Annotated in this window: 15 protein-coding genes; 3 read left to right on the top strand and 12 right to left on the bottom strand. The window is 70.6% G+C overall.

Going from position 1 to position 21,294, the window contains the following annotated elements; translation table 11 throughout:
* Positions 1–37 precede the first annotated feature (37 nt).
* The 4 genes from OG390_RS37970 to OG390_RS37955 all read right to left on the bottom strand — a co-directional run bounded on the left by OG390_RS37970 (position 38) and on the right by OG390_RS37955 (position 5,236).
* The gene (locus tag OG390_RS37970; protein WP_406174250.1) at positions 38–727 is read right to left on the bottom strand and encodes a response regulator; all 690 of its coding nucleotides are present in this window, start codon (positions 725–727) and stop codon (positions 38–40) included.
* Entirely contained in the window at positions 724–1,875 is a 1,152-nt protein-coding gene (locus tag OG390_RS37965) for a sensor histidine kinase (protein ID WP_406174248.1), read from the bottom strand. The genes OG390_RS37970 and OG390_RS37965 overlap by 4 nt, the downstream gene beginning before the upstream one ends.
* Positions 1,872–2,396, bottom strand: coding sequence for a DUF1453 domain-containing protein (locus tag OG390_RS37960; protein WP_406174246.1), 525 nt, complete (start codon positions 2,394–2,396; stop codon positions 1,872–1,874). Before OG390_RS37960 ends, OG390_RS37965 begins: the two co-directional genes overlap by 4 nt.
* A gap of 716 nt (positions 2,397–3,112) precedes the next feature.
* A complete protein-coding gene (locus tag OG390_RS37955; protein ID WP_406174244.1) occupies positions 3,113–5,236 on the bottom strand; it encodes a type IIA DNA topoisomerase subunit B in 2,124 nt (707 codons plus the stop codon).
* A gap of 440 nt (positions 5,237–5,676) precedes the next feature.
* On the opposite strand from OG390_RS37955, the gene OG390_RS37950 reads away from it, so the two are divergent.
* Complete coding sequence (locus OG390_RS37950) at positions 5,677–5,907, top strand: hypothetical protein (protein WP_406174242.1); 231 nt, start codon at positions 5,677–5,679, stop codon at positions 5,905–5,907.
* A gap of 273 nt (positions 5,908–6,180) precedes the next feature.
* On the opposite strand, the gene OG390_RS37945 is transcribed toward OG390_RS37950, so the two are convergent.
* The 7 genes from OG390_RS37945 to OG390_RS37915 all read right to left on the bottom strand — a co-directional run bounded on the left by OG390_RS37945 (position 6,181) and on the right by OG390_RS37915 (position 17,161).
* Positions 6,181–6,999, bottom strand: a complete 819-nt coding sequence (locus OG390_RS37945) for a S1 family serine peptidase (protein WP_406174240.1) — start codon at positions 6,997–6,999, stop codon at positions 6,181–6,183.
* A 131-nt stretch (positions 7,000–7,130) separates the two neighbouring features.
* Positions 7,131–8,666, bottom strand: coding sequence for an RNA polymerase sigma factor (locus OG390_RS37940; RefSeq protein ID WP_399084194.1), 1,536 nt, complete (start codon positions 8,664–8,666; stop codon positions 7,131–7,133).
* Positions 8,667–9,074: 408 nt separating this feature from the next.
* Positions 9,075–9,962: a FadR/GntR family transcriptional regulator gene (locus tag OG390_RS37935; protein ID WP_406174239.1), complete on the bottom strand. Its 888-nt coding sequence runs from the start codon at positions 9,960–9,962 to the stop codon at positions 9,075–9,077.
* A 162-nt stretch (positions 9,963–10,124) separates the two neighbouring features.
* The gene (locus tag OG390_RS37930; RefSeq protein ID WP_406174237.1) at positions 10,125–11,885 is read right to left on the bottom strand and encodes an ATP-binding cassette domain-containing protein; all 1,761 of its coding nucleotides are present in this window, start codon (positions 11,883–11,885) and stop codon (positions 10,125–10,127) included.
* 123 nt (positions 11,886–12,008) lie between these two features.
* The gene (locus OG390_RS37925; protein ID WP_406174235.1) at positions 12,009–12,767 is read right to left on the bottom strand and encodes an NUDIX domain-containing protein; all 759 of its coding nucleotides are present in this window, start codon (positions 12,765–12,767) and stop codon (positions 12,009–12,011) included.
* Between the two features lie 131 nt (positions 12,768–12,898).
* Entirely contained in the window at positions 12,899–15,043 is a 2,145-nt protein-coding gene (locus tag OG390_RS37920; RefSeq protein ID WP_406174234.1) for a glycogen debranching N-terminal domain-containing protein, read from the bottom strand.
* Positions 15,044–15,391: 348 nt separating this feature from the next.
* A complete protein-coding gene (locus OG390_RS37915; RefSeq protein WP_406174232.1) occupies positions 15,392–17,161 on the bottom strand; it encodes a DUF4192 domain-containing protein in 1,770 nt (589 codons plus the stop codon).
* 133 nt (positions 17,162–17,294) lie between these two features.
* Here OG390_RS37915 and OG390_RS37910 point away from each other — a divergent pair, with 133 nt between their 5' ends.
* Both OG390_RS37910 and OG390_RS37905 read left to right on the top strand, forming a co-directional pair.
* Positions 17,295–19,475: a RecQ family ATP-dependent DNA helicase gene (locus OG390_RS37910; RefSeq protein WP_406174230.1), complete on the top strand. Its 2,181-nt coding sequence runs from the start codon at positions 17,295–17,297 to the stop codon at positions 19,473–19,475.
* 223 nt (positions 19,476–19,698) lie between these two features.
* Entirely contained in the window at positions 19,699–20,334 is a 636-nt protein-coding gene (locus OG390_RS37905; protein ID WP_406174228.1) for a hypothetical protein, read from the top strand.
* 331 nt (positions 20,335–20,665) lie between these two features.
* On the opposite strand, the gene OG390_RS37900 is transcribed toward OG390_RS37905, so the two are convergent.
* Complete coding sequence (locus OG390_RS37900) at positions 20,666–21,286, bottom strand: hypothetical protein (protein WP_406174226.1); 621 nt, start codon at positions 21,284–21,286, stop codon at positions 20,666–20,668.
* Between the last annotated feature and the right edge of the window lie 8 nt (positions 21,287–21,294).

Raw genomic sequence — 21,294 nt, 5'->3', positions numbered from 1 at the left:
GACTCTTCTCTCCGTGCTCTTCACCCCATCAGGTGACTCAGTCCGCCGGTGGCCGTACGAGGCCCTTCCCATAGGCATAACGCACTGCCTGAGCTCGGTCCTTGAGGCCCGCCTTGGCGAAGAGGTTGTTGATGTGGGTCTTCACTGTGGCCGTTGAGACATGCAGCTTGCGGGCGATCTCATGGTTGCTGAGCCCCTCCGCGATCAGCAGGAGCACCTCGGTCTCGCGCGCGGTGAACCCGTCCGGCGCCTCCGTGAACGGGGCAGGCTCCGCTTTCGGCTCCGACAGCCGCTCCAGCAGCCGCCGTTGCACGCTCGGCGAGAGCCCCGCGTCCCCGGACAGCACGCTCTCCACGGCCCGTACGATCTCGTCACCCCCCGCGTCCTTGGTGAGATAGCCGCGAGCCCCCGCTTTGAGCGCAGGGAACAACGACTCGTCGTCCGCGTACGTCGTGAGCACGACGACTTGCGTCCCAGGGTGCTCGGCTCGGATGCGCCGGGTCGCCTCGACACCGTCGCAACGCGGCATGCGCAGGTCCATCAGCACCACGTCCGGGGCGAGTTCGGCGACAAGCTTCACCGCCTCGTCCCCGTCGCCGGCTGCTCCGACGACCTCGATCCCGGGCAACAACCCCAGCAGCATCACAATGCCCTCGCGCACCACGGTCTGGTCGTCCGCCACCACGACCCGCGCCGGCTTCCTGTCCGCCTCCTCCATCTCCGTCATAGGGGCACCTTCAGCGTCACCACGAACCCCTCCTCGTCAGGCCCGGCGTCCAACGAGCCGCCCAGCAACTCGGAACGTTCTCGCATGCCCAGCAGACCGTACCCGGCTCCCGAGCCGCTGAGCTCGCCCGGCGGCCCGCCCGAGTCCCGGACGTCCAGCGTCACTTCCTGCTCGCCGTAGTCCAGCCGTACGTGGACCTTGGCGCCCGGAGCATGCTTGCGCGCATTCGTCAGAGCTTCCTGCGCCACTCTGCGTACTGCCTGCGAGGCCTCGGCGGCGAGCGGCTGCCGTTCGCCGCTCACGGTGACGTCGGCGCCGTCGGCCGTGGCGACGAGTTCGCTGAGGAAGTCCTCCAGCGGGGACATCTCTCCGCGCAGCGCGGAGAGCGCCTGCCGGGTCTCCGCCAGCCCCTCACGGGCCATCCCCCGTGCCGCCACGACCCGTTCGAGAATCGTCTCCCGGTCCGCGCCCCGCTCGATGAGCAGCCGGGCCGCCTCGAGGTGCACAAGCTGCGCCGAGAGGCTGTGGGCCAGGACATCATGGATCTCCCGGGCGATCCTGGTCCGCTCGGCGAGCGCCGCCGACTCCGCCTCGGCCACGTGTGCCGCACGCTCCTGGGCGAGCAGCCGCTGGGCGCTGCCGCGAGCCTCCGCGTCCAGGCGCAACACATATCCGCCCAGGACGAGGCCCACCGTCGTGGCAACGGTGGTCAGCCACACATCCTTGTTGCCCGCCGCGTACGCGCTCAGTGCAACTGAGGTGACGGGCAGTGCCGCCGCGAGAGGCAGCCGTTCGATGGCGCTGATGGCGCACCCGCACCACAGGACCAGAGCCGGTACCCGGAAACCCATGCCCTGCCCCACCGTCGCGATCGCGAGCAGGAGCGCGAGGAGCCCCAGGGACGGCAGCAGGCGGTGTTCGAGCGTGGTCTGCCAGAAGCCCCACGCGGCGACTGCGCACACGAGGATTCCCGCAACGCCCGCAACCGCACCCCAAGCGTGCAGGTGGCTGTTCGCGAAGGTCGTCGCGATGAGCGCGCCGAGGGCGATGGCCCGCGTGGTCCAGGCGAGCGCGCGCCGGGCCCTCGGCACTCCCTCTCGGGAGAGGGCCTCGCGGGAAGGCCACCGCCTCCAGGCGTTCTCGGTCACACGCGCTCCTTCCACGAGCCCCGGGGCACGCCGTCACCGTACGCCGGGCCCTGCGCGACAGCCGGGCTCTGGGACTGAGAGCGCCAGACCAGGAGCCCGGAGCGCACCAGCAGGGTCGCGGCAAGCGCGAGCAACAGAGCGGAGGAGTCCTGGTGCACGCCGAGCAGTGCTCCGATGCCGAACAGGCCCACACGCAGGCCTATGCCCACGATGCAGACGGCCACGCCGGCCTTGGTGCTCTTGCTCCACACCGAGCCGTCCTGCTCCGCCCAGATCCGTGTGGTCCATGCCCAGCCGGCTCCGGTGGCCAGGCCTATGAGCAGCTCGGTGCCGACCAGAAGGATCGCCTCGGTCCGGTGATGGGGGTCGATCACCCCAGGCTCCCGCACAGCAATGAAGACCAGGATGGCGGGCACGACCCACCAGCGCCTGTCCGTGCTGATCGTGCGGGTGCGGAACTGGCGCGCGATCACCAGCACGACAACGGCGCAGATCACCAAAGCATTGACGAGCCCGGACATCACAGCCTCCGTGGGCGAGGAAGAGCGGGTATCGGCAGCGGGAGCTGTCGACGCCTTCGACGCTACGGAAATCGGCTGGTCAGCAGATCGGAGCCGGGGTGGATCGTGGGTGGACCCCCCATCGCCCCGAGCCTCCACCCACGGGTGGAGACCCCCCTTCCCGCCACCGCCGCCGGGTGGCCAGGCCCAGGCTTTCGTCCCCTCTGCCCCTACCCTCCCCCAAGCTCTCTGCTTCGCTAGTGCCGGGGAAACCCCATCGTCCCTGGGGCTGCGCCCCCAGACCACCGCTTCCGCCCGCCCGGCCTCGTCCTCAAACGCCGGACGGCTAGAACATCAAGCGCCGGCGGCCAAGGCCAGAGGGAGCCGACAACCGGGGTGGGCAGGACACACACCCGCGTCCGCCTACGCACGGCCCCTGGCCGGAAGAGGCCACGCTCCCCGCACACCCACCCGCAGCTGACGATGCGCACCCCACCCGCACCCGCCCACGCCCGTCGCACCCGCCCGCAGTGGCAAGGCACGCCCCCACGCACCCGCAGTCGCCAGACCACGGAAGGGGCCGTGCCGGTACATCACATGCCCCGTCGCTTACGTGGTTGCCAACAAGCCGAGCCCTGAAAGCCAAGCGATCTGCCACCGGCGACGGGGCGGATGTACGGGCACGACCCCGACCCACCCACCACCAGACAGCGAACCGCCCAGCCCAGCCGCAGCGACTACGCGTCGATCCGCGACCGGTCCAACGTAGCCGCCGAGCTGGAGATGAACTCCTTGCGCGGCGCCACGTCGTTCCCCATCAGCAGATCAAACACCTGCTCGGACGCCTCGAGGTCGGAGATGTTGATCCGCCGCAGAGTCCGGTGCCGCGGATCCATCGTCGTCTCGGCCAGCTGATCGGCGTCCATCTCACCCAGACCCTTGTAACGCTGGATCGAGTCCTTGTACCGCACGTTCTTGCGCTGCAGCTCCAGCAGCGTCTCCCGCAGCTCACGGTCCGAGTACGTGTAGACGTACTTGTCCTGCCCCTTCTTGGGCTGACTGAGCTCAATACGGTGCAGCGGCGGCACCGCCGCGAACACCCGCCCCGCCTCGACCATGGGCCGCATGTATCGCTGGAACAGCGTCAGCAGCAGAATGCGGATGTGCGCGCCGTCGACGTCGGCGTCGACGAGAAGAATGATCTTCCCGTAGCGCGCCGCGTCGATGTCGAAGGTCCGTCCCGAGCCTGCTCCTATGACCTGGATGATCGCGCCGCACTCGGCGTTCTTCAGCATGTCCGTCACGGACGCCTTCTGAACGTTGAGGATCTTGCCGCGAATCGGCAGCAGCGCCTGGAACTCGGAGTTCCGGGCGAGCTTGGCCGTACCGAGCGCCGAGTCACCCTCGACGATGAAGAGCTCACTGCGCTCCACGTCGTCGCTGCGGCAGTCGGCAAGCTTGGCGGGCAGGGAGGAGGACTCCAGAGCCGTCTTCCGGCGCTGGGCGTCCTTGTGCTGGCGGGCGGCGATCCGCGTACGGGCTGCGGCGACGGCCTTTTCCATGACGACGCGCGCCTGCGCGGCAGCGTCCCGCTTCGTCGAGGTCAGGAACGCCTTGAGCTCCTTGGAGATCACAGTCGTCACGATGCGGCGGGCCGCCGAGGTGCCGAGGACCTCCTTCGTCTGGCCCTCGAACTGCGGCTCGGCGAGACGCACCGTGACCACGGCCGTCAGGCCCTCCAGAGCGTCGTCCTTGACGATGTCGTCCTCGGCGACACGCAGCAGCTTCTTGGCGCGCAGCACCTCGTTCATCGTCTTGGCGACGGCCTGCTCGAAGCCCGCGACGTGGGTGCCGCCCTTCGGGGTGGCAATGATGTTCACGAACGACTTCAGAGTCGTGTCGTAGCCGGTGCCCCAGCGCAGCGCGACATCGACACCGAGCTCACGCGTGACCTCGGTCGGCGTCATCTGCCCGTGGTCGTCGAGGACCGGGACGGTCTCCTTGAAGGTGCCCTGCCCGGAGAAGCGGAGGACGTCGCAGACGGGCTTGTCGGTGGCCAGATACTCGCAGAATTCGCTGATGCCGCCGTCGAAGCGGAAGGACTCCTCGCCCTTACTGCCGCCCTCGCCGAGCCCGTACTCGTCACGGACGACGATGGTCAGGCCGGGCACCAGGAACGCGGTCTGGCGGGCGCGCTGGTGCAGGTTCTCCAGGGAGAGCTTGGCGTCCTTGAGGAAGATCTGGCGGTCGGCCCAGTAACGCACGCGCGTCCCGGTGCGCGTCTTGGGGATCCGCTTGATCTTGCGCAGCCCGCTGGTCGCGTCGAAGGCGGCCTCGGGACCGTCCGCCTTGAACACTCCCGGAGTACCGCGCCGGAAGCTCACCGCATGGATCTGGCCGCCCCGGTCCACCTCGATGTCCAGGCGCGCGGAGAGCGCGTTCACCACAGAGGCGCCCACACCGTGCAGACCGCCGGAGGCCGCGTACGAGCCGCCGCCGAACTTTCCGCCGGCGTGCAGTTTGGTCATCACGACCTCGACACCTGAGAGGCCGGTCTTGGGCTCCACGTCGACCGGGATGCCGCGGCCGTTGTCCCGCACCTCCACCGAGGCGTCGTCGTGCAGGACCACCTCGATGTGGTCGCAGTAGCCCCCAAGAGCCTCGTCCACGGAGTTGTCGATGATCTCCCAGAGGCAGTGCATCAGACCGCGGCTGTCGGTCGACCCGATGTACATGCCCGGGCGCTTGCGCACGGCCTCGAGCCCCTCGAGGACGAGTAGGTGCCGCGCGGTGTAGTTGGAACCGTCCCGGTCTGCTCCGGTCAGCAGCGCTGTGGACGGCACGGACGTCTCGGCGGTCACGCGGTTCGCTCCTCGCTGAATTTCAGATGGGACCCTTTTGGGTAAGGGCCCGGCTTCGGTCGCCGCTCAGAGGGTACCGAGGCCTGGTAGAGCCGATGTAACGCCACCCTCGCATGAACTCAGACTAGTCCAGAGTCGCATGGGCGTTCGATCCCTCGATGGAGTGAAGCACATATCACGTTCCCTTCCAGGCATGAACCATTTAGGCTCCGGGCACGTCCTCATGAACAACCGGCAACCCAGCCGGGAGGACTGACCCTGACAGACTGCGCGAACCCGTAAGACGCGAAGACACGCAATACGGCTCATTCGCCGCCACCCGGCAGCAGACAGCCGCCCCGGAGAGAAATTTTCGAGGAAAAGCCACGAGCGGGAACGTTTTCGGCCTGGTTGGATGTTGACCCTGGTACGACAGCTCGTCGAGCTAGAGAAGAGGCGACGTGACTACTGTTCTGACCCCCGCGAGCCCGCTGACGGCCGCTGACCGCTGCGACCGTTGCGGCGCCCAGGCATATCTGCGCGTCGTCCTCCTGAGCGGCGGAGAACTGCTCTTCTGCGCCCACCACGGTCGCAAGTTCGAGCCGGAACTCAAGAAGATCGCCGCCGAGATACAGGACGAGACGGAGCGACTGACGTCCGTTCCGACAAGCGTCAACGACGAAGAACGCTGACACTTCGCATCAACGACGAGCGAGTGCCGGCACAGGCCGGCGAGCGGGCGGCCACCCCCTGGACACAGAGAGTGGCCGCCCGCACTCGTATCGCATCCCCCGTTTCCCCCGACGGCCTCCCGCCACGCGTCAGGGACGTTGCTTGAGCGGCTCCCATCACGCGTCGAGGGCAGCCTCCAGCGGCCCCCACCACGTGTCAGGAGGTCGTCAGCGACCCCCACCACGGGCAGGACGTCGCGTTCAGCGACCCCACCGCGCCTCCGGACACAGCGTTCAGCGGCTCTTGCCGAGAGTCCTGACCACGTCCGAGACCCGCGTATAGACCCCGGGGCTCCCCGCCCGCCCACAGCCGCTTCCCCAGGACACCAGGCCTATGAGCCGCCCCTGGGCGACCAGCGGCCCTCCACTGTCCCCCTGACAGGCGTCCCGCCCGCCCTCGTTCTGCCCGGCGCACAGCATGGACGCAGCCCGGTACGTGCCGTCGGAGCTGCCTGGATAGGCCTCCTCACAGGCGGCATCGGGGAGTACGTTCACACGCGCGGCCCTGAGACTGCCGGCGTAGTCACCCCCACCCGTGGTGTCACCCCAGCCATAAACCGTGGCGGAGGTACCCGGCTCGTACGAGGGGTCTCCCGACGCCGCCATACCGATGACCGAGCTCTCGGGAAGCGGGGCGGCGAGCGTGAGCACGCCGAAGTCACCGGCATTCGTATAGGCGTCGTAGCCCGGGTTGACCCAGATGTCGCGTACGGAGATCTCCTTGCCGCCGCTCGACAGCAAATCTCCGCGGCCCGCGATGACCTTCAGGTCACGCACCCGTCGAGACGGCGGGCCCAGCACATCCGAGCCCAGGCAGTGGGCCGCGGTCAGGACCTTGGAGGCGCTGATCACCACTCCCCCGCAGAACTGCCCCGCGCGCGTACCCCCGAACCGGTCACGACTGGACAGCGCCACTGTCCACGGGCTCTCGGAGATCTCGACCGGAAAGCCTCCGATGACGACACTGTCCGCAGCCGCCGGAGCGGGGGACGCCAGCGGTATCGCGGCTGCGGTGGCCGCGAGGGCCAGCATTGAGGCAAAAGGACGGCGCATGTGCGCTCCTCACTCTGGGACGGTCATGGAACACCCACAGTGATCCAGCACGCGTGTGCACGCACTCCGCGCACACGCCGAGGGCCCGGCTCCCCACGGGAGCCGGGCCCTCGGTGACGTACGGCCGAGACCTAGTCGAGGTAGTCGCGCAGCACCTGGGAGCGCGACGGGTGACGCAGCTTCGACATCGTCTTGGACTCGATCTGGCGGATCCGCTCACGGGTCACCCCGTACACCTTGCCGATCTCGTCGAGGGTCTTCGGCTGACCGTCGGTAAGACCGAAGCGCATCGAGACGACGCCCGCCTCACGCTCGGACAGGGTATCGAGCACGGAGTGCAGCTGCTCCTGGAGGAGCGTGAAGCTCACCGCGTCGGCCGGGACGACGGCCTCGGAGTCCTCGATGAGGTCACCGAACTCGCTGTCGCCGTCCTCGCCCAGCGGGGTGTGCAGGGAGATGGGCTCGCGGCCGTACTTCTGGACCTCGATGACCTTCTCCGGGGTCATGTCGAGTTCCTTGGCCAGCTCCTCCGGGGTGGGCTCGCGACCCAGGTCCTGGAGCATCTGGCGCTGCACGCGCGCGAGCTTGTTGATGACCTCGACCATGTGCACCGGGATACGGATGGTGCGGGCCTGGTCGGCCATCGCGCGGGTGATCGCCTGACGGATCCACCAGGTGGCGTACGTGGAGAACTTGTAGCCCTTGGTGTAGTCGAACTTCTCGACCGCGCGGATCAGACCGAGGTTGCCCTCCTGGATGAGGTCCAGGAAGAGCATGCCGCGGCCGGTGTAGCGCTTGGCCAGCGAAACCACCAGACGGAGGTTGGCCTCCAGAAGGTGGTTCTTGGCGCGGCGGCCGTCCTCGGCGATGATCTCCAGCTCGCGCTTGAGCTTGGGGGCGAGCTTGTCGGCGTTGGCCAGCTTGTCCTCGGCGAACAGACCGGCCTCGATGCGCTTGGCGAGCTCCACCTCCTGCTCGGCGTTGAGCAGTGGGACCTTACCGATCTGCTTGAGGTAGTCCTTGACGGGGTCGGCGGTGGCACCGGCAGCGGCAACCTGCTGCGCGGGCGCGTCGTCCTCGTCCTCGTCGGACAGCACAAAGCCCTGGGCGCCGTCCTCGGTGGGCTCTTCGGCACCGGGCTTGCCCGGGGTCTCCTCGACCGCCTCGTCGTCGATCAGCTCGACGTCGTCCTTCTTGGCGGTGGTCTTCTTGGCCGCCGTCTTCTTGGCGACCGTCTTCTTTGCGACGGCCTTCTTGGCAGTCGCCTTCTTGGCAGGGGCCTTCTGGGCAGACGCGTCCTCAGCCGGATCGTCGGCGACAGGCACTGCCGGAGCAGCGGTGGCGGTGGCCTTCTTGGCAGTCACCGTCTTCGCCGCCACGGTCTTGGTGGCGGTGCGCTTGGCCGGACTCTTCGCTGCGACGCTCTTTCGGGTGCGCTTGGGCTCCGCGGCACTGACCATCAGCGTCACACCCTCTTCCTCGAGGATCTGGTTGAGGCTGCGCAGTACGTTCTTCCACTGAGTGGCCGGAATCTGGTCAGCTTCGAAGGCCCGACGCACGTCATCGCCGGCGATCTGCCCCTCAGCCTTTCCCCGCTCAATGAGCGCCATGACAGAGACGGACTCGGCGATCTCAGGCGGGAGCGTACGGGATGTGCTGGCCGACACGAACAACCTCTCGGAACGTTGGAAAACGGCTTCCGGCCCCGTCCACTGTGGACAGGAGCCGACGACCGTCGGCTTGGGGATGGGCCGACGACGCGAGCGGGGGCCGGGAAGATGCACAGCGCCGTAAACGGCGTCCGTATTCCCTCCTCGGCTGTCACCTCTTAGGTCATCGCGCTGTTCCGAGGAGCGTTACGCCCAATCTGCGTGGCCCGAGTCACACCCCGTAAGCGCACAAAAGCGGCCAGATGTGGTCGAAGGGGGTCAATCCGTGGCCACCGGCCCCCTCGCGCCGCCGGACCCCGCCGAGACCACGAAGGATCCGACGGGGTCCCGACGGGCGATGGTTCGCCGGCCGAGCGGTACCACAAGAGGGCACACGCCCCCGACCACGCCGCCCTCGGTGCGCGGTCAGTGTTCGCGCGGCGCGGGCACCACGCGCTCCACCTCGGGGTGGACGGTGAGCAGTTGGCGCATGGCCGTCTCGGCAGCCGCACCATCCGCCGCACGGAGGGCCTCGACGATGCGCGCGTGGTGCGCCAGGGAGACGTCGTTGGGCCGGTCACAGCCGGTGACGGGGCCGCCGGAGACCTGTAGCGCCGCCGACACGATCCCTGAGAGGTGCTCCAGCATCCGGTTGCCCGCCAGCTGGATGAGCAGCGAGTGGAACTCCGCGTCGGCCCGCGAGAAGGTGAGCGAGTCACCCTGCGCCATGGAATGGCTCATGATCTCGACCATGTCGCCGAGCCGCTGCTGGACCTCCTCGCGGCCGTGCCCGGCCGCGAGGCGCGCGGCGAGCGGCTCGATGGTCCAGCGCAGCTCGCTCAGCTCACGTCGCTGGTCGTCGCGCTGCGGCCCGAAGGCCCGCCATTCGATGATGTCCGGGTCGAGGAGGTTCCAGTCGCTGACGGGACGCACGCGCGTGCCGACGTTCGGCCTGGCACTGACCAGCCCCTTCGCCTCCAGGACCCGGAGCGACTCACGGACGACGGTGCGGGAGACCTCGAACCGCTGACCGATCTCCTCGGGGACGAGCGGGCGGTCCGCGCCCAGGTCGCCGGAGACGATCATCTGGCCCAGCTGTTGAACGAGTTGGCCGTGCAGCCCGCGTCCGCGGCTGCCCGCGGCACGCCGGCCCACACGGCCGAGCTCCGGGTCCGCGCTCTCCCACGCGGGGGCGCCCACGCGGTCGGCACCAGAAGCCTCGGCATAGGGGTAGCGGTCGAGTTCGCCCGGGCCGGCCAGGCCGGAATCTGCGGAACGGGCGGCGGTCATCATGGTCTGCGCAAGGGTACTCACGGATCCTTTGTCGGCGCTGGCTCCAACTCCCTTGAGGTCTTTGGTGAAAAGCACACGAAAGGGTGATCGCTCACCCCGTCGCAATTGACGCCTTATCGGAAAGAAATGGGCTTTCTTCGGGGAGTTGTGCGCACGGCGGGAACGGAAGGGCCCGGACGGTCGTCATCGGACCCTGCTCCGCAGGGTCGTGAGCAGATATGCGCAGAGCAGGGCGGTCAGCGACAACATCAGTGCACCGCCCACGGGTTGGGCGATCACGCGCACTACGGCCGCCAGATAGCGTTCGCCCCCGAACGGCCACTGCATCAGCACCAGCTCGCGCAGCCTCAGGGGGAACCCTGCCGCAGTCCGCACAGACGGCCCCTCCAAGGCCTTCTGTACGAGCGGTACGACGAGGATCGGCACCGCGACCACCGCCGCGAGCCCGGCGGTCGTGGACCGGAAGGTGCCCGCGGCCAGCACACCTGCCCAGGCGCAGCCCACCACGAGGCCGATCCAACTCGCGCTCAGGGCAAGCCAGTCCGCGGGAACCTCGGTGAGCTCCCGTCCGTAGACGAGGTACAGCACTTCGAGGTCGCATCCCACGGTGAGGAAGGCCAGCGTCAGCGCCGTGGCCGAGGCGACGAGAAGTTTGGCGGCGAGCAGTCCCATGCGTCTGGGGACGGTCCCGCGGTCCGCGGCCAGGGCGGGGTGGCGGAACTCTTCACCGAAAGCGATGGCGCCGAGCAGACCCGCGCCGAGCGCGGCGGGCGGCAGCGGAAATTCTCGCGGCCAGGCGGCCAGGAGACGCGGCTGGGGCGTGTGACCGATTCTGGCCAGGAACACGGACAGGAGGGCCGAGATGACGAGAACGGCGGCCGCCGTGACGTAACCGGTACCCACTCCGGCGGCACGGCGCAGCTCATAGCGCAGGGGACGCAGCGGGCTCGGAGCCTGACGTACGGCGATGGGGGGCGGGAGGGGAGGCAGGGCGGTCGAGGCCAGCGTCTCGGCCCAGCGGGGCTCTTCGGCCTTCTGCGCGTCCCCCTCGGCGGACGGCGGGGCGACCGGTCCCATGTCGCCGATTTCGTCGGCGAGTTGATGTACGAGGATGCCGTGCCGGAAGGCGGTCTCGCCGACGTCGGCACATGTGCTGCCGTACACCGAGAGCCGGTTGCCGTCCTCACGTACGACCTCGATGGAGCGCTGCGCGCCGCGTGCCTCCTTGGCCAGCAGGGCGCTGAGCCGGACGGCGTGCGGACTGCGGACCGCGACCCGGGGGCGGAGCCGGGTGCGGGCGAAGTCCGCGACCTCCTGGTCGGCGACGAGCCGGCCCTCCTCCAGTGTGACGACCCGGTCGGAGGTTCGCGCGGCCTCCTTGGGGTCGTCCGTGGTGAACAGCACGGTGCCTCCCTGGGCAGCGTGTGCGCGGAGAATTCCGTGCATCCAGCGGCCTTCGCGGGCGGAGAGCCCCTCGACGGGGGCGTCGAGGACGAGGGTGTGCGGGTCGGACAGGAGCGCGCACGCCAGGCCGAGGCGGCGATCCATGCAGCGCGAGAGCGTGCCCAGGCGTTCGTCGCGGAGGCCGACGAGCCCGACCACGTCCAGCACTTCGTCCGCGCGTCGCACGGGCACGCCGGCGGCGGCGCACAGCATGCGAAGTTGGCCGCGGACCGTCCGCGCCGGGTGACCGGGCACCTCACCCAGGAGCACGCCGACTTCACGCGACGGATGGGCGATCCGGTGCAGCGGGCGGCCTCTGAAGTAGGTGATTCCGCGGCCCTGTTGGAGTTCGAGCATGAGCTGCAGCGCCGTCGTCTTGCCCGCGCCCGGGGCTCCGAGGACCGCGGTGACGTGGCCCGCGCGCGCCTCGAAGGACACGTCGTCAACAGCGGGCGGAAGCTCCTTGCGGGGGTTGCTGGTCAGTCCGATGGCCTGGATCACTCGAAGCAAGATAGCGCGACATTTCCGATTTTTCGGGCACCTCGAGGCTCGTCTCGGGCAGGTCTCACACCGTCCGCGAGTACAACCCGGCCGCCGCAGCCGAAACCGGCCTCTCCCTCCTGGTCAGACCTCGGGACGCAGCATCGGCGGGTTGAGCAGCGTGGCGCCGCCCGCACGGAAGAGCTGGGCAGGGCGGCCGCCCTGACGCGTCGTCGTGCCACCCGTGGGCACCAGGAAGCCTGGCGTGCCCGTCACCTTGCGGTGGAAGTTGCGCGGGTCGAGCACCACGCCCCACACCGCCTCGTACACACGGCGCAACTCGCCGACGGTGAACTCGGTCGGGCAGAAGGCGGTGGCCAACGACGAGTACTCGATCTTGGACCGGGCGCGCTCCACACCGTCCGAGAGAATCTGCGCATGGTCGAAGGCGAGCGGCGCAGCCTGCTCCCCGTCGCGTCCGTAGCCACCCTGCTGCAGCAGCTCCTCGACAGGCGCCCAGCGCGCGCTGTTGGCGTCGCCACCTGCCCGGGGCGCGGGCAGATCGGGAGCCAGCGCGAGATGAGCGACGCTGACCACCCGCATCCGCGGGTCGCGCTTGGGGTCGCCGTACGTCGCGAGCTGCTCCAGGTGCGCGCCGTTGTCCTGCGCGGGCGCGAACGGGTCGTGGGCGCACAGCCCGGTCTCCTCGACCAACTCGCGCGCGGCGGCCTGCGCCAGATCCTCGTCGGGCCGTACAAAGCCGCCCGGGAGCGCCCACCGCCCCTGGAAGGGCTGCTCACCCCTCCGCACCGCCAGCGCGCACAGGGCATGGCGTCGCACGGTCAGCACGACCAGGTCCACGGTCACGGCGAAGGGCGGAAAGGCCGACGGATCGTAGGGCATGCCGCGATCATAGTCGTCTGCCTGACGATAAACACTCCCTTCGCCAACCGCATCCAGGGTTGATCCACTTCCGTCCGGTAAGGCGCCCACCAGCTACCGCGGATAGCCGTCCAAGGACGCGTCTCGCAAGGTCACACCCCCAACTGCAGTCCATCGGCCGCCTCCTCGACCATGGCGAGGCCGAGCCTGCTGACGCGGACGGAGAAGGGCGAGCCCGAGATCCGCAGTCCAGTCAGCCCGATCTCGCCCAGCGGCGCACCACGGACCGGGCACAGCGTCACCGTTCCGGCCGGGGCATCGGGGCGGATCCCGGCCAGGGAGGTGAGCAGCAACACCCCCGCGGCAGCGGCCGTGGCCGCAGGTCGGCAGGCAGCGGGATGGGGCAGCGGGGCGCTCCCCTCCGTGCGCTGCTCCCCGGCGTACATCTCGGGCAGCCGGTGGCCGAAGGCCTCGGCCGCAGCGAGTACGCCATGCAGCAGCGAGCTCGCCTCCTTCTCGTAGCCCGCGGCGGCCAGCCCCGCGACGGCGACCACCGTCTCCTGAACGCGCACGGCGCCGGCGCGATGACCGAACGGGTTGTACGCCGCCTCCTTCGTCCCCAGACTGCGCAACCCCCATCCCGAGTCCATGGCCGGGCCGCCGAACAGTCGCGCCAACTGCTCGGTCTGCACCTTGTCGAGCAGGCCGGGAGCCAGCGCTCCGGAACCCAGCAGACCGGTGTCGAGAAGGTGGGCGGTGCCCGAGCCCAGGTGCGGCACGAGACGGCCGTTCGGAGTCCGGGCGGCCGCCGGTCTTCCGCCTCCCCGGTCTTCGACCCAGAAGTCGTCGCAGAACGCCGCCCGCAGCACTTGGGCCCACTGCCGCAGCCCCACGCCGCCCGGCCGCCCATGCGCGTCGAGCAGATCGGCGCCCAGCAGTGCCGCCCGGTGGGCGTGAGCCTGTGTCTCGCAGCGGAGCGGCCCGCCGGGGTGCGGATCGGGCAGATAGATGCCGTCGCCGACGGCGGTCCGCAGCCACTCGAGGCATCGCTCGGCCGTGGGCAGCAGCTCCTCGACCTGCTGCTCCGCAAGTCCCCAGCGGCGGGCCTCGGCGAGCAGCACGGGGAAGAGCAGTGTCGCCTCGGTCGCCGTGCAGCCCGGCGGCAAATGAGGGCCCCCGTCCCGACGCGGTCCGGGAATCAGGCCGGACCGCGGTCCCGGACCGGCGAGTTGAGTGCGGGCGAGAGTCCGTAGAGTGCCCGCGGCGAGACGGGTGCCCAGCGGCAGCGCCATCCGGGCCGCCGCGAGCGCCTCCGCCGGCGCCAGGCCGCTTCGCCAGGGAGCCCCCGCCGCGAGGTGCGTGTCGGACGGGTGCCGGGTGTCGCGCACCAGCAACGCCTGGAGATCCTCGACGCACGTGCGCAGGAGTGCGCCGACCCTGGGGTCGTCCCCCGCCGCCCGGGCCGGAGCGAACGGGCTCGCCGCGCCGCGTCCCATCACTCTGATGGGCCCGGCACCGTCCGGCCGTACGCGCAGCTCCACGCTCCGCATGCCGCCCGGCGGTAGCTCGAGCTCCCAGCGCAGCAGTCCCGCGGAGGCCAGGACGTCGCTGGGCGGCGGGTCGGCAGTGACGACCACGTGGGCGGTCGGGCAGGACCACCGCAGGCCGGAGTCGTGGACACTGGCAGGCAATTCGGGTCCGGCCCGGCCCGAGGCAACCGCACCCAGCTCCGCGAGATCCGTGCCGAGCGCGACCTCGACGGGCAGGCGCAGGGTACGAGGGGCCGCGCTCTGCAGGGTGATCCGCTCGGTGCCGTCCGCATACCGCGTCCGCTCGACGACCACGTCCGGATCCGGGCCGGCGTCGGGGGACGCACGCAGCGACCCCACGAAGCGCGCTCGGTCGGCCGCGACCATTCGGGCCTGCACGGCGACCGGTTCCCGACCGGCGACCCGCACCTGGCAGCGGGAGAGCATGCGTCGCCCCGCTCTGTAGAACCCTTCCAGCCCCTGGCCGGTCAACTGCCCCCGCTCCGTTGAGATCGCCAGCCCGGGCAGAGCAACGCAGATCAGGGCCGTGTGAGCGGGTGGCGGGTCCACGACCCGGCGCGGCACCGGCGACGACTGGAGAGCTGTGGAGCCGCCCACTCCCGCCAAGGGGGACGAGGTGCTCTCCATTACCGAGAGCGGGGCCGGCGGGTCGCCGCGACGCGTGACGGACTGCGCGGTCCTGCGCACGGGCGGACGGTCGCCATCGGGGGCCGAGGACGGGCTGGGCATGGGCATGGGCATGGGCATGGGGCAGCTTCCTCCGCGCTCGATGCGCCTTGGGTGCGCTCAGCGCCGGGTGGGGGGCTCCGTAGGGTCGGGGGCGTTGCGGCGGCGCGGCCTGGTCACGGGTTCCGCCACTCAGGTGAACGGAGCGGCCCTGCCCAGGGTCACGCCCTCGGCCCGGGAAGCCGACCGAATGGCGGTGGGGTGACGGGCCGGCCAGAGTCCCCTTCAACCGGGGCGCACGCTCGCTCGACCGCCCCGGAGCCAAACCCGGCACCAGGGCCCACCCCGCCCTATCCGATGCGCCCCGAACCAGGGCCAGGCCCCACCTCACCCCATCCAATCCGCGCCGCACCAGCCGGGTCCGGACGCTCACATCTCCTCCCCCACCCCGTGCCGATCGCCTTCGCGGCGTGCTCGTGGCCGACGGCTCGTGCCCTCGGCGGCGCGGCCTGGTCCTTCCCCGGCGGGCGAGACCTCGTCGGCGGGCCGGCGCCGGCGGATGCTCGCTGTCCCCGGGCCGCGTCGGCTTGGACACACTGCGCCGTTCCCGGCCGGGCGCATCCGGCGTCGGCGCCGGGTAGCGGTCCCGGCGTCCGAAAGCCGGGCGTCCGGCGTCGGTGCGACGGATGCGAGCGGCGCCTCGAGATCGGCGGGTTGCCCCTTTTCCGCGGGGGCACGGCCGGTGCGCTCCGCGCGTAGGCAGCGGCGGACGGACTCCGGGTCCAGGCCCTCGTTGCATGCCTGGTGCAGGAGGCGGGCGAAGAGATAGTCGGGATCGGCACCGAGCGCCATGGCGAGGGCCTCGCGGGCCTCCAGTTCATCGCCCGTGGACCAGGCGACCCACCCCGCGAGAGTGAGAGGTGCGGCGGCGTGCTCGCGGTAGGGGCCCACGCAGCGGCGGGCCAGCGCACGCCACAGGCGCAGGGCAGGGCCGGCCTCAGCGCCCTCCATCCACTCCGCGGCACGGTCTCGGGTCGTGCGGTCCTGGAGGCCGAGGATCAACGCGGCGGCTTCCTCGTGTCCGAGGAGTCCGTCGTCGCGCAGGTCCGCCGGACGAGTGCCGGACACCGGTGAAGCGTCGGCGAGGCGTCCCATGATCCGCTCGGCCAGCTCGAGAGCCTCCTCGGCCGCATCGGCACGGCTCTCGCCGTCCAGGATCCTCGGGACGAGAGCCATGCTCGCCGTATCGAGCGCGGCCTCCTGCTCCGACGCGGCCACCGTCTCCCAGGGAAGCAGCCTGGCTGTCAATTCCCGTAGGGATCCGCGTACTTGGAGGCCCGCGTACGTCGCTGCGGCGGCGAGGACGGACGTCCCTGGCAGCCCCATCGCCTCACCCTCGGGCGGACAGCACCCCTGGCCCGGGCAGGTGTACGACCAGAAGCGACCGTCGGAGATGCAGAGAGCCTCGATCACGGGGACGTCGAGGCGACCGCACGCCCTGCGCAGCAACTGCGCGAGCGGGCGCAGACGCTCCACGACCTCCCGCCCCGATTCACCGCTCCCCGGTTCCTGGCAGAGGTACGCGACCATACTCTCGGGCCGGGCACCTCGGCGCTCGCTTCCCCTCACCAACCCCTGTGCCAGCTGCTCGGCCACCGACGGCCAGTCCTCCGCGTGGGCGGGGATTCCGAGCCGTGCACGGCCGCCGAACCGGCCGCGCCGCTCCCGGTCGTGCAGGGCGACCAGCACGATGCTGTCCTCCGGCCGATACCCGAGCAAGTAGGGCAGAGCGTCGGCCAGTTCTGCCGGGGTGCGCAAAGTGACCTGATGCTCGCCACCGGGAACGCCCGGACCACAGGGGGTACGGGGGACGCCGTGACCCACATACCGCTCGGACCGTCCATGGCCGGCGTGTCCCTCGCCATCCCGCCCCACCTGCCCGATGAGCTCGCTCCGTCCCGCCCGATCCCCAGGCGCATCACGTCCTGCGCACGCGCTGTACTCGCCCTGGCCGGGAAGCCCGCCGGGCGGTTCCTGTCCAGCGGGCCCGGAGAGACCGTCCGGCGCACTCAGCCGGTCGCGCTCACCGCCTCCGTCACAGCCGTCGTGTCCGCCCCGCCCGTCCTGCCCGTCCTGCCCACCGAGCCCGCAGATGTCCTTGTCGCCGGACCTGCCGGCCGCTTCGTCGTGATTCGTCATGCAGTGACCATCCCGCGGATCGCAGAATTCCGCTTCGACCTGTGGATAACCACGACCATGACCACGACAGAAGTTGTCCACAGCTCGACGAGCTCGTTCGCGCAATGTCCGACCCATCGGGTTGCATGGGGCCATGACCAACGAAGACCCGCGACCCACAGCCACCGAAGACCTCCGTACCGCGGCCGATGCCGTACTGGCCCGCCTCGTCGGCGCCCAGACCGGCCAGGCTCGGCTCCGCGAGGACCAGTGGCGCGCCATCGAGGCGCTGGTGGCCGACAAGCGCAGAGCGCTGGTCGTGCAGCGCACCGGCTGGGGCAAGTCCGCGGTGTACTTCGTCGCGACGGCGCTGCTGCGCGAGCGGGGCGCCGGGCCCACGGTGATCGTCTCGCCGCTGCTCGCGCTCATGCGCAACCAGGTGGAGGCGGCCGCCCGAGCCGGAATCCACGCGCGGACGATCAACTCCTCCAACACGGAGGAGTGGGAGACGATCCAGGCCGAGGTCGCCGCGAGCAAGGTCGATGTCCTGCTGGTGAGCCCGGAGCGGCTCAACAATCCGGACTTCCGCGACCAGGTGCTGCCCAAGCTGGCAGCAGCGACCGGCCTGCTCGTGGTCGACGAGGCGCACTGCATCTCCGACTGGGGCCACGACTTCCGGCCGGACTACCGCCGACTGCGCACCATGCTCGCCGACCTCCCGCCCGGCGTCCCCGTCCTGGCCACCACCGCGACGGCCAACGCGCGCGTGACCGCCGATGTCGCCGAGCAGCTGGGCACCGGAGCCAGCACGGACGCACTCGTCCTGCGGGGGCCGCTGGACCGGGAGAGCCTGAGCCTCGGCGTGCTGAGGCTGACGGACGCCGCCCACCGAATGGCCTGGCTCGCCGAGCATCTGAAGGACCTGCCGGGCTCGGGCATCATCTACACGCTCACGGTGGCAGCCGCCGAGGAGGTCACGGCCTTCCTGCGCCAGAGCGGGCACACGGTGACGTCGTACACCGGGAAGACGGAGAACGCGGACCGCCAGCAGGCCGAGGAGGACCTGCTCGCCAACCGCGTCAAGGCTCTGGTCGCCACGTCCGCACTGGGCATGGGCTTCGACAAGCCCGACCTGGGGTTCGTGGTGCACCTCGGTTCGCCCTCGTCCCCCATCGCCTATTACCAGCAGGTGGGGCGCGCGGGCCGCGGTGTGGAGCATGCCGAGGTGCTGCTCCTGCCGGGCAAGGAGGACCAGGCGATCTGGGAGTACTTCGCGTCGATCGCCTTCCCTCCGGAGGAGCAGGTGCGCCGCACGCTGGACGTCCTGGCCAGGGCCGAGCGGCCACTGTCGCTGCCCGCGCTCGAACCACTGGTCGAGCTGCGCAGGTCCCGTCTGGAGACCATGCTCAAGGTGCTCGATGTGGACGGGGCGGTACGCCGGGTCCAGGGCGGCTGGATCTCCACGGGCACTCCGTGGACGTACGACACCGAGCGCTACGCCTGGGTCGCCAAGCAGCGGACTGCCGAGCAGCAGGCGATGCGGGACTACGTCACGACGACCGGCTGCCGGATGGAGTTCCTGCGGCGGCAGCTGGACGACGAGGGTGCGGCGCCGTGCGGGCGCTGCGACAACTGCGCGGGGTCGCGGTTCGAGGCGTCCGTGTCCCCCGCGGCGCTGGACGCTGCCAACGGCGAGCTCGGCCGTGCGGGCGTCGAGGTCGAGCCCCGGAAGATGTGGCCGACGGGTCTGCCGGCGGTCGGCGTCGACCTGAAGGGACGCATTCCGGCCGGTGAACAGTTCGCTCCAGGGCGCGCTTTGGGACGACTCTCGGACATCGGCTGGGGCAACCGGCTGCGACCGATACTCGCACCCCAGGCCCCGGACGGACCCGTACCGGACGATGTCGCCAAGGCGGTGATCGGCGTGCTGACCGACTGGGCGAAGGGACCCGGCGGCTGGGCCTCAGGACAGCCCGACGCGCAGCCGCGCCCGGTCGGCGTCGTGACCGTGGCTTCCCGTACGCGGCCGCGGCTGATTCAGTCGCTGGGCGCGCGGATCGCGGAGATCGGCCGGCTGCCGCTGCTGGGTTCCGTGGAGTACGTCGGTGAGGGGTCACCGATCTCCCGGAGCAACAGCGCCCAGCGACTGAAGGCGCTCGACGGGGCTCTGACCGTCCCGCCCGAGCTGGCCGCCGCCCTGAAGGAAGCGGGAGGTCCCGTCCTGCTCGTGGATGACGCGACCGAGACGGGCTGGACGCTTGCCGTGGCCGCCCGCATGCTGCGCCGAGCCGGTGCGCAGGGGGTGTTGCCGCTGGTCCTGGCCGTACAGTCCTGACTCGCGCATCGTCGAGCGAAACTCTGGGCAGGGATATAGCCGACGCATCGCCCGAAAACGGCCTGTGGCCCCAATTGCTCGTTGCCGCAGCCAAGTTCGACAGGAAGAATTGAGGTCCGCTCCCCGCACGGTTCGCCCGTGGTCCGGTAGGGCTCTGCTGCGGCGTGCGCTCCCCCAAGTCCGACCCCGCCCGCAGTGTGGGCGCGTAGCCGAAGGGAGGACCGTGACCTTCGGATTCGCTCCGTCCTCGGCGGCATCCTTGTCGACGTCTGCCGACCTGTCCGCCGCTTCCGCCAACCCACTGGTTCGGATGCTCGAACCCGCCGAATGGGCCTCCGCCGGGATTCCGCTGCTGCGCAATCCCCGGGAAGTCGTCAGCGGACTGCACGCGCGGCACCTGCCCAGGCCCTCGACCGCGGTCGTGGCTGTCCTCGACCCGGACGAGCGGCTGGCGGCGAGCGCTTCCTTCATTCGGCGTCCGGCCCCGGCCGACGGCTGGATGTTCCGCAACGCGCTGCTCGCGCAGCTGCGCCGGGTCATCCCGCACGACCTGCGACGCCGCACTCCGGTACGTACGGCAGTACTGCTCTACTGCCGCGACGGCGACGCGCGTTGGACCGAGGAGGACGGGGCGTGGATGTGGGGCTTGCGGGACGCCTGCACACTCCATGGGCTGCGCTGTGGGGCGTACATCACCCTGACGCGTGACGGCTGGCAGGTCCTCGGCGAGGGCCGCGGTGGACGCCGCCCCAACTCGGACTCACCGCCGGAGCCCTTCGCCACGGCCGAAGCGCTGCCACCGCTGCCGCGCACCGGCGGTGCCGCGTCGGAGGTGCTGCGCCGGGCAGCCGCTCGCTGAGACGCCCGCCCCAAGGCGCCGACCCGGGCGGGCATGCCCGCTCACACCGCGGTGGTACCTCACGCCGACCTGTCGAGCAGCCAAGACAGGCAGGAGTGAGACGAGGCAGCGATGATCCAGTGGTCGGTGGGCCAGCCTCGCGCCCACCCCAGGAACGTACGACAGACGCACGACACGGACAGCAGGCACACGCAGCGGCAGGCCGCACCAAGGCGCCCCGCGCACGAGGCCACGCACTCCGGGCATGTCGAAACGACCGCCGTACAGGTGCCGCCGCAGCGGCACCCTCAGCGTTCCACCGAACGAATCCCGGACAGTGTCCGGAGCCCGCTCAGACGCCTGCGCCCAGCACCGAGTTGATCTGCTGCGGGTCGCCGCAGACGATCAGCAGGGCGCCGGCCCGGCCGAGGGCCAGGGCCGAGGCGGCGGCAGCGTCGGGACCGCCGTTGACGGCGACCACGACCACAGGACGGGACGCGGCCCGGCCCGCGACGGAGGCGTCGGCGTAGAAGACGTCGTCGCCCGCGTCGTGCTGCGCCCAGTACGCGGCGTCGCCGAAGGAGAGTTCGTGCGCGGCCCACGGGTGCGGTTCGCCGGTGGTGATCACCAGCACCTCACCAGGGGCGCGACCCGAATCCAACAGCAGGTCGACGGCTTCTTCGGCGGCGTCCAGCGCACCCTGGGCCGAGGCCGGGATCAGCTGGATCTGCGGAGTGGCGGCAGCGGGTGCGGCCGCTGGGGCGGAGCGCCCCGGCGAGGCCACGACCGGCTCGCGCGGGGTGCGTTGGGCCGGCATCGGCCGGACAGGACCCGGACGGCCGGGACGCGGCGGAGCCGCGGGACGGGGGCCGGGTACGGGGCGGGGGGTCGGCGCGGTGCGGCCACTGGCCGGAGTGGCGCGGGGACCCTGGGCACTCTCGTGAATCTGAGGCTCCTCGGGAATGAGAGGCATGAGCTGAT

It is taken from the genome of Streptomyces sp. NBC_00996 (assembly GCF_045162675.1).
GTDB lineage: Bacteria > Actinomycetota > Actinomycetes > Streptomycetales > Streptomycetaceae > Streptomyces.
This window is presented reverse-complemented; position numbering and strand designations above follow the sequence as displayed.

Bases quoted from the DNA above. Each gene is read 5' to 3' on its own strand.
- OG390_RS37970 (WP_406174250.1), bottom strand. From the start codon at position 727: ATGACGGAGATGGAGGAGGCGGACAGGAAGCCGGCGCGGGTCGTGGTG.
- OG390_RS37960 (WP_406174246.1), bottom strand. From the start codon at position 2,396: ATGTCCGGGCTCGTCAATGCTTTGGTGATCTGCGCCGTTGTCGTGCTG.
- OG390_RS37945 (WP_406174240.1), bottom strand. From the start codon at position 6,999: ATGCGCCGTCCTTTTGCCTCAATGCTGGCCCTCGCGGCCACCGCAGCC.
- OG390_RS37925 (WP_406174235.1), bottom strand. From the start codon at position 12,767: ATGCCCTACGATCCGTCGGCCTTTCCGCCCTTCGCCGTGACCGTGGAC.
- OG390_RS37920 (WP_406174234.1), bottom strand. From the start codon at position 15,043: ATGCCCATGCCCATGCCCATGCCCAGCCCGTCCTCGGCCCCCGATGGC.
- OG390_RS37915 (WP_406174232.1), bottom strand. From the start codon at position 17,161: ATGACGAATCACGACGAAGCGGCCGGCAGGTCCGGCGACAAGGACATC.
- OG390_RS37910 (WP_406174230.1), top strand. From the start codon at position 17,295: ATGACCAACGAAGACCCGCGACCCACAGCCACCGAAGACCTCCGTACC.
- OG390_RS37900 (WP_406174226.1), bottom strand. From the start codon at position 21,286: ATGCCTCTCATTCCCGAGGAGCCTCAGATTCACGAGAGTGCCCAGGGT.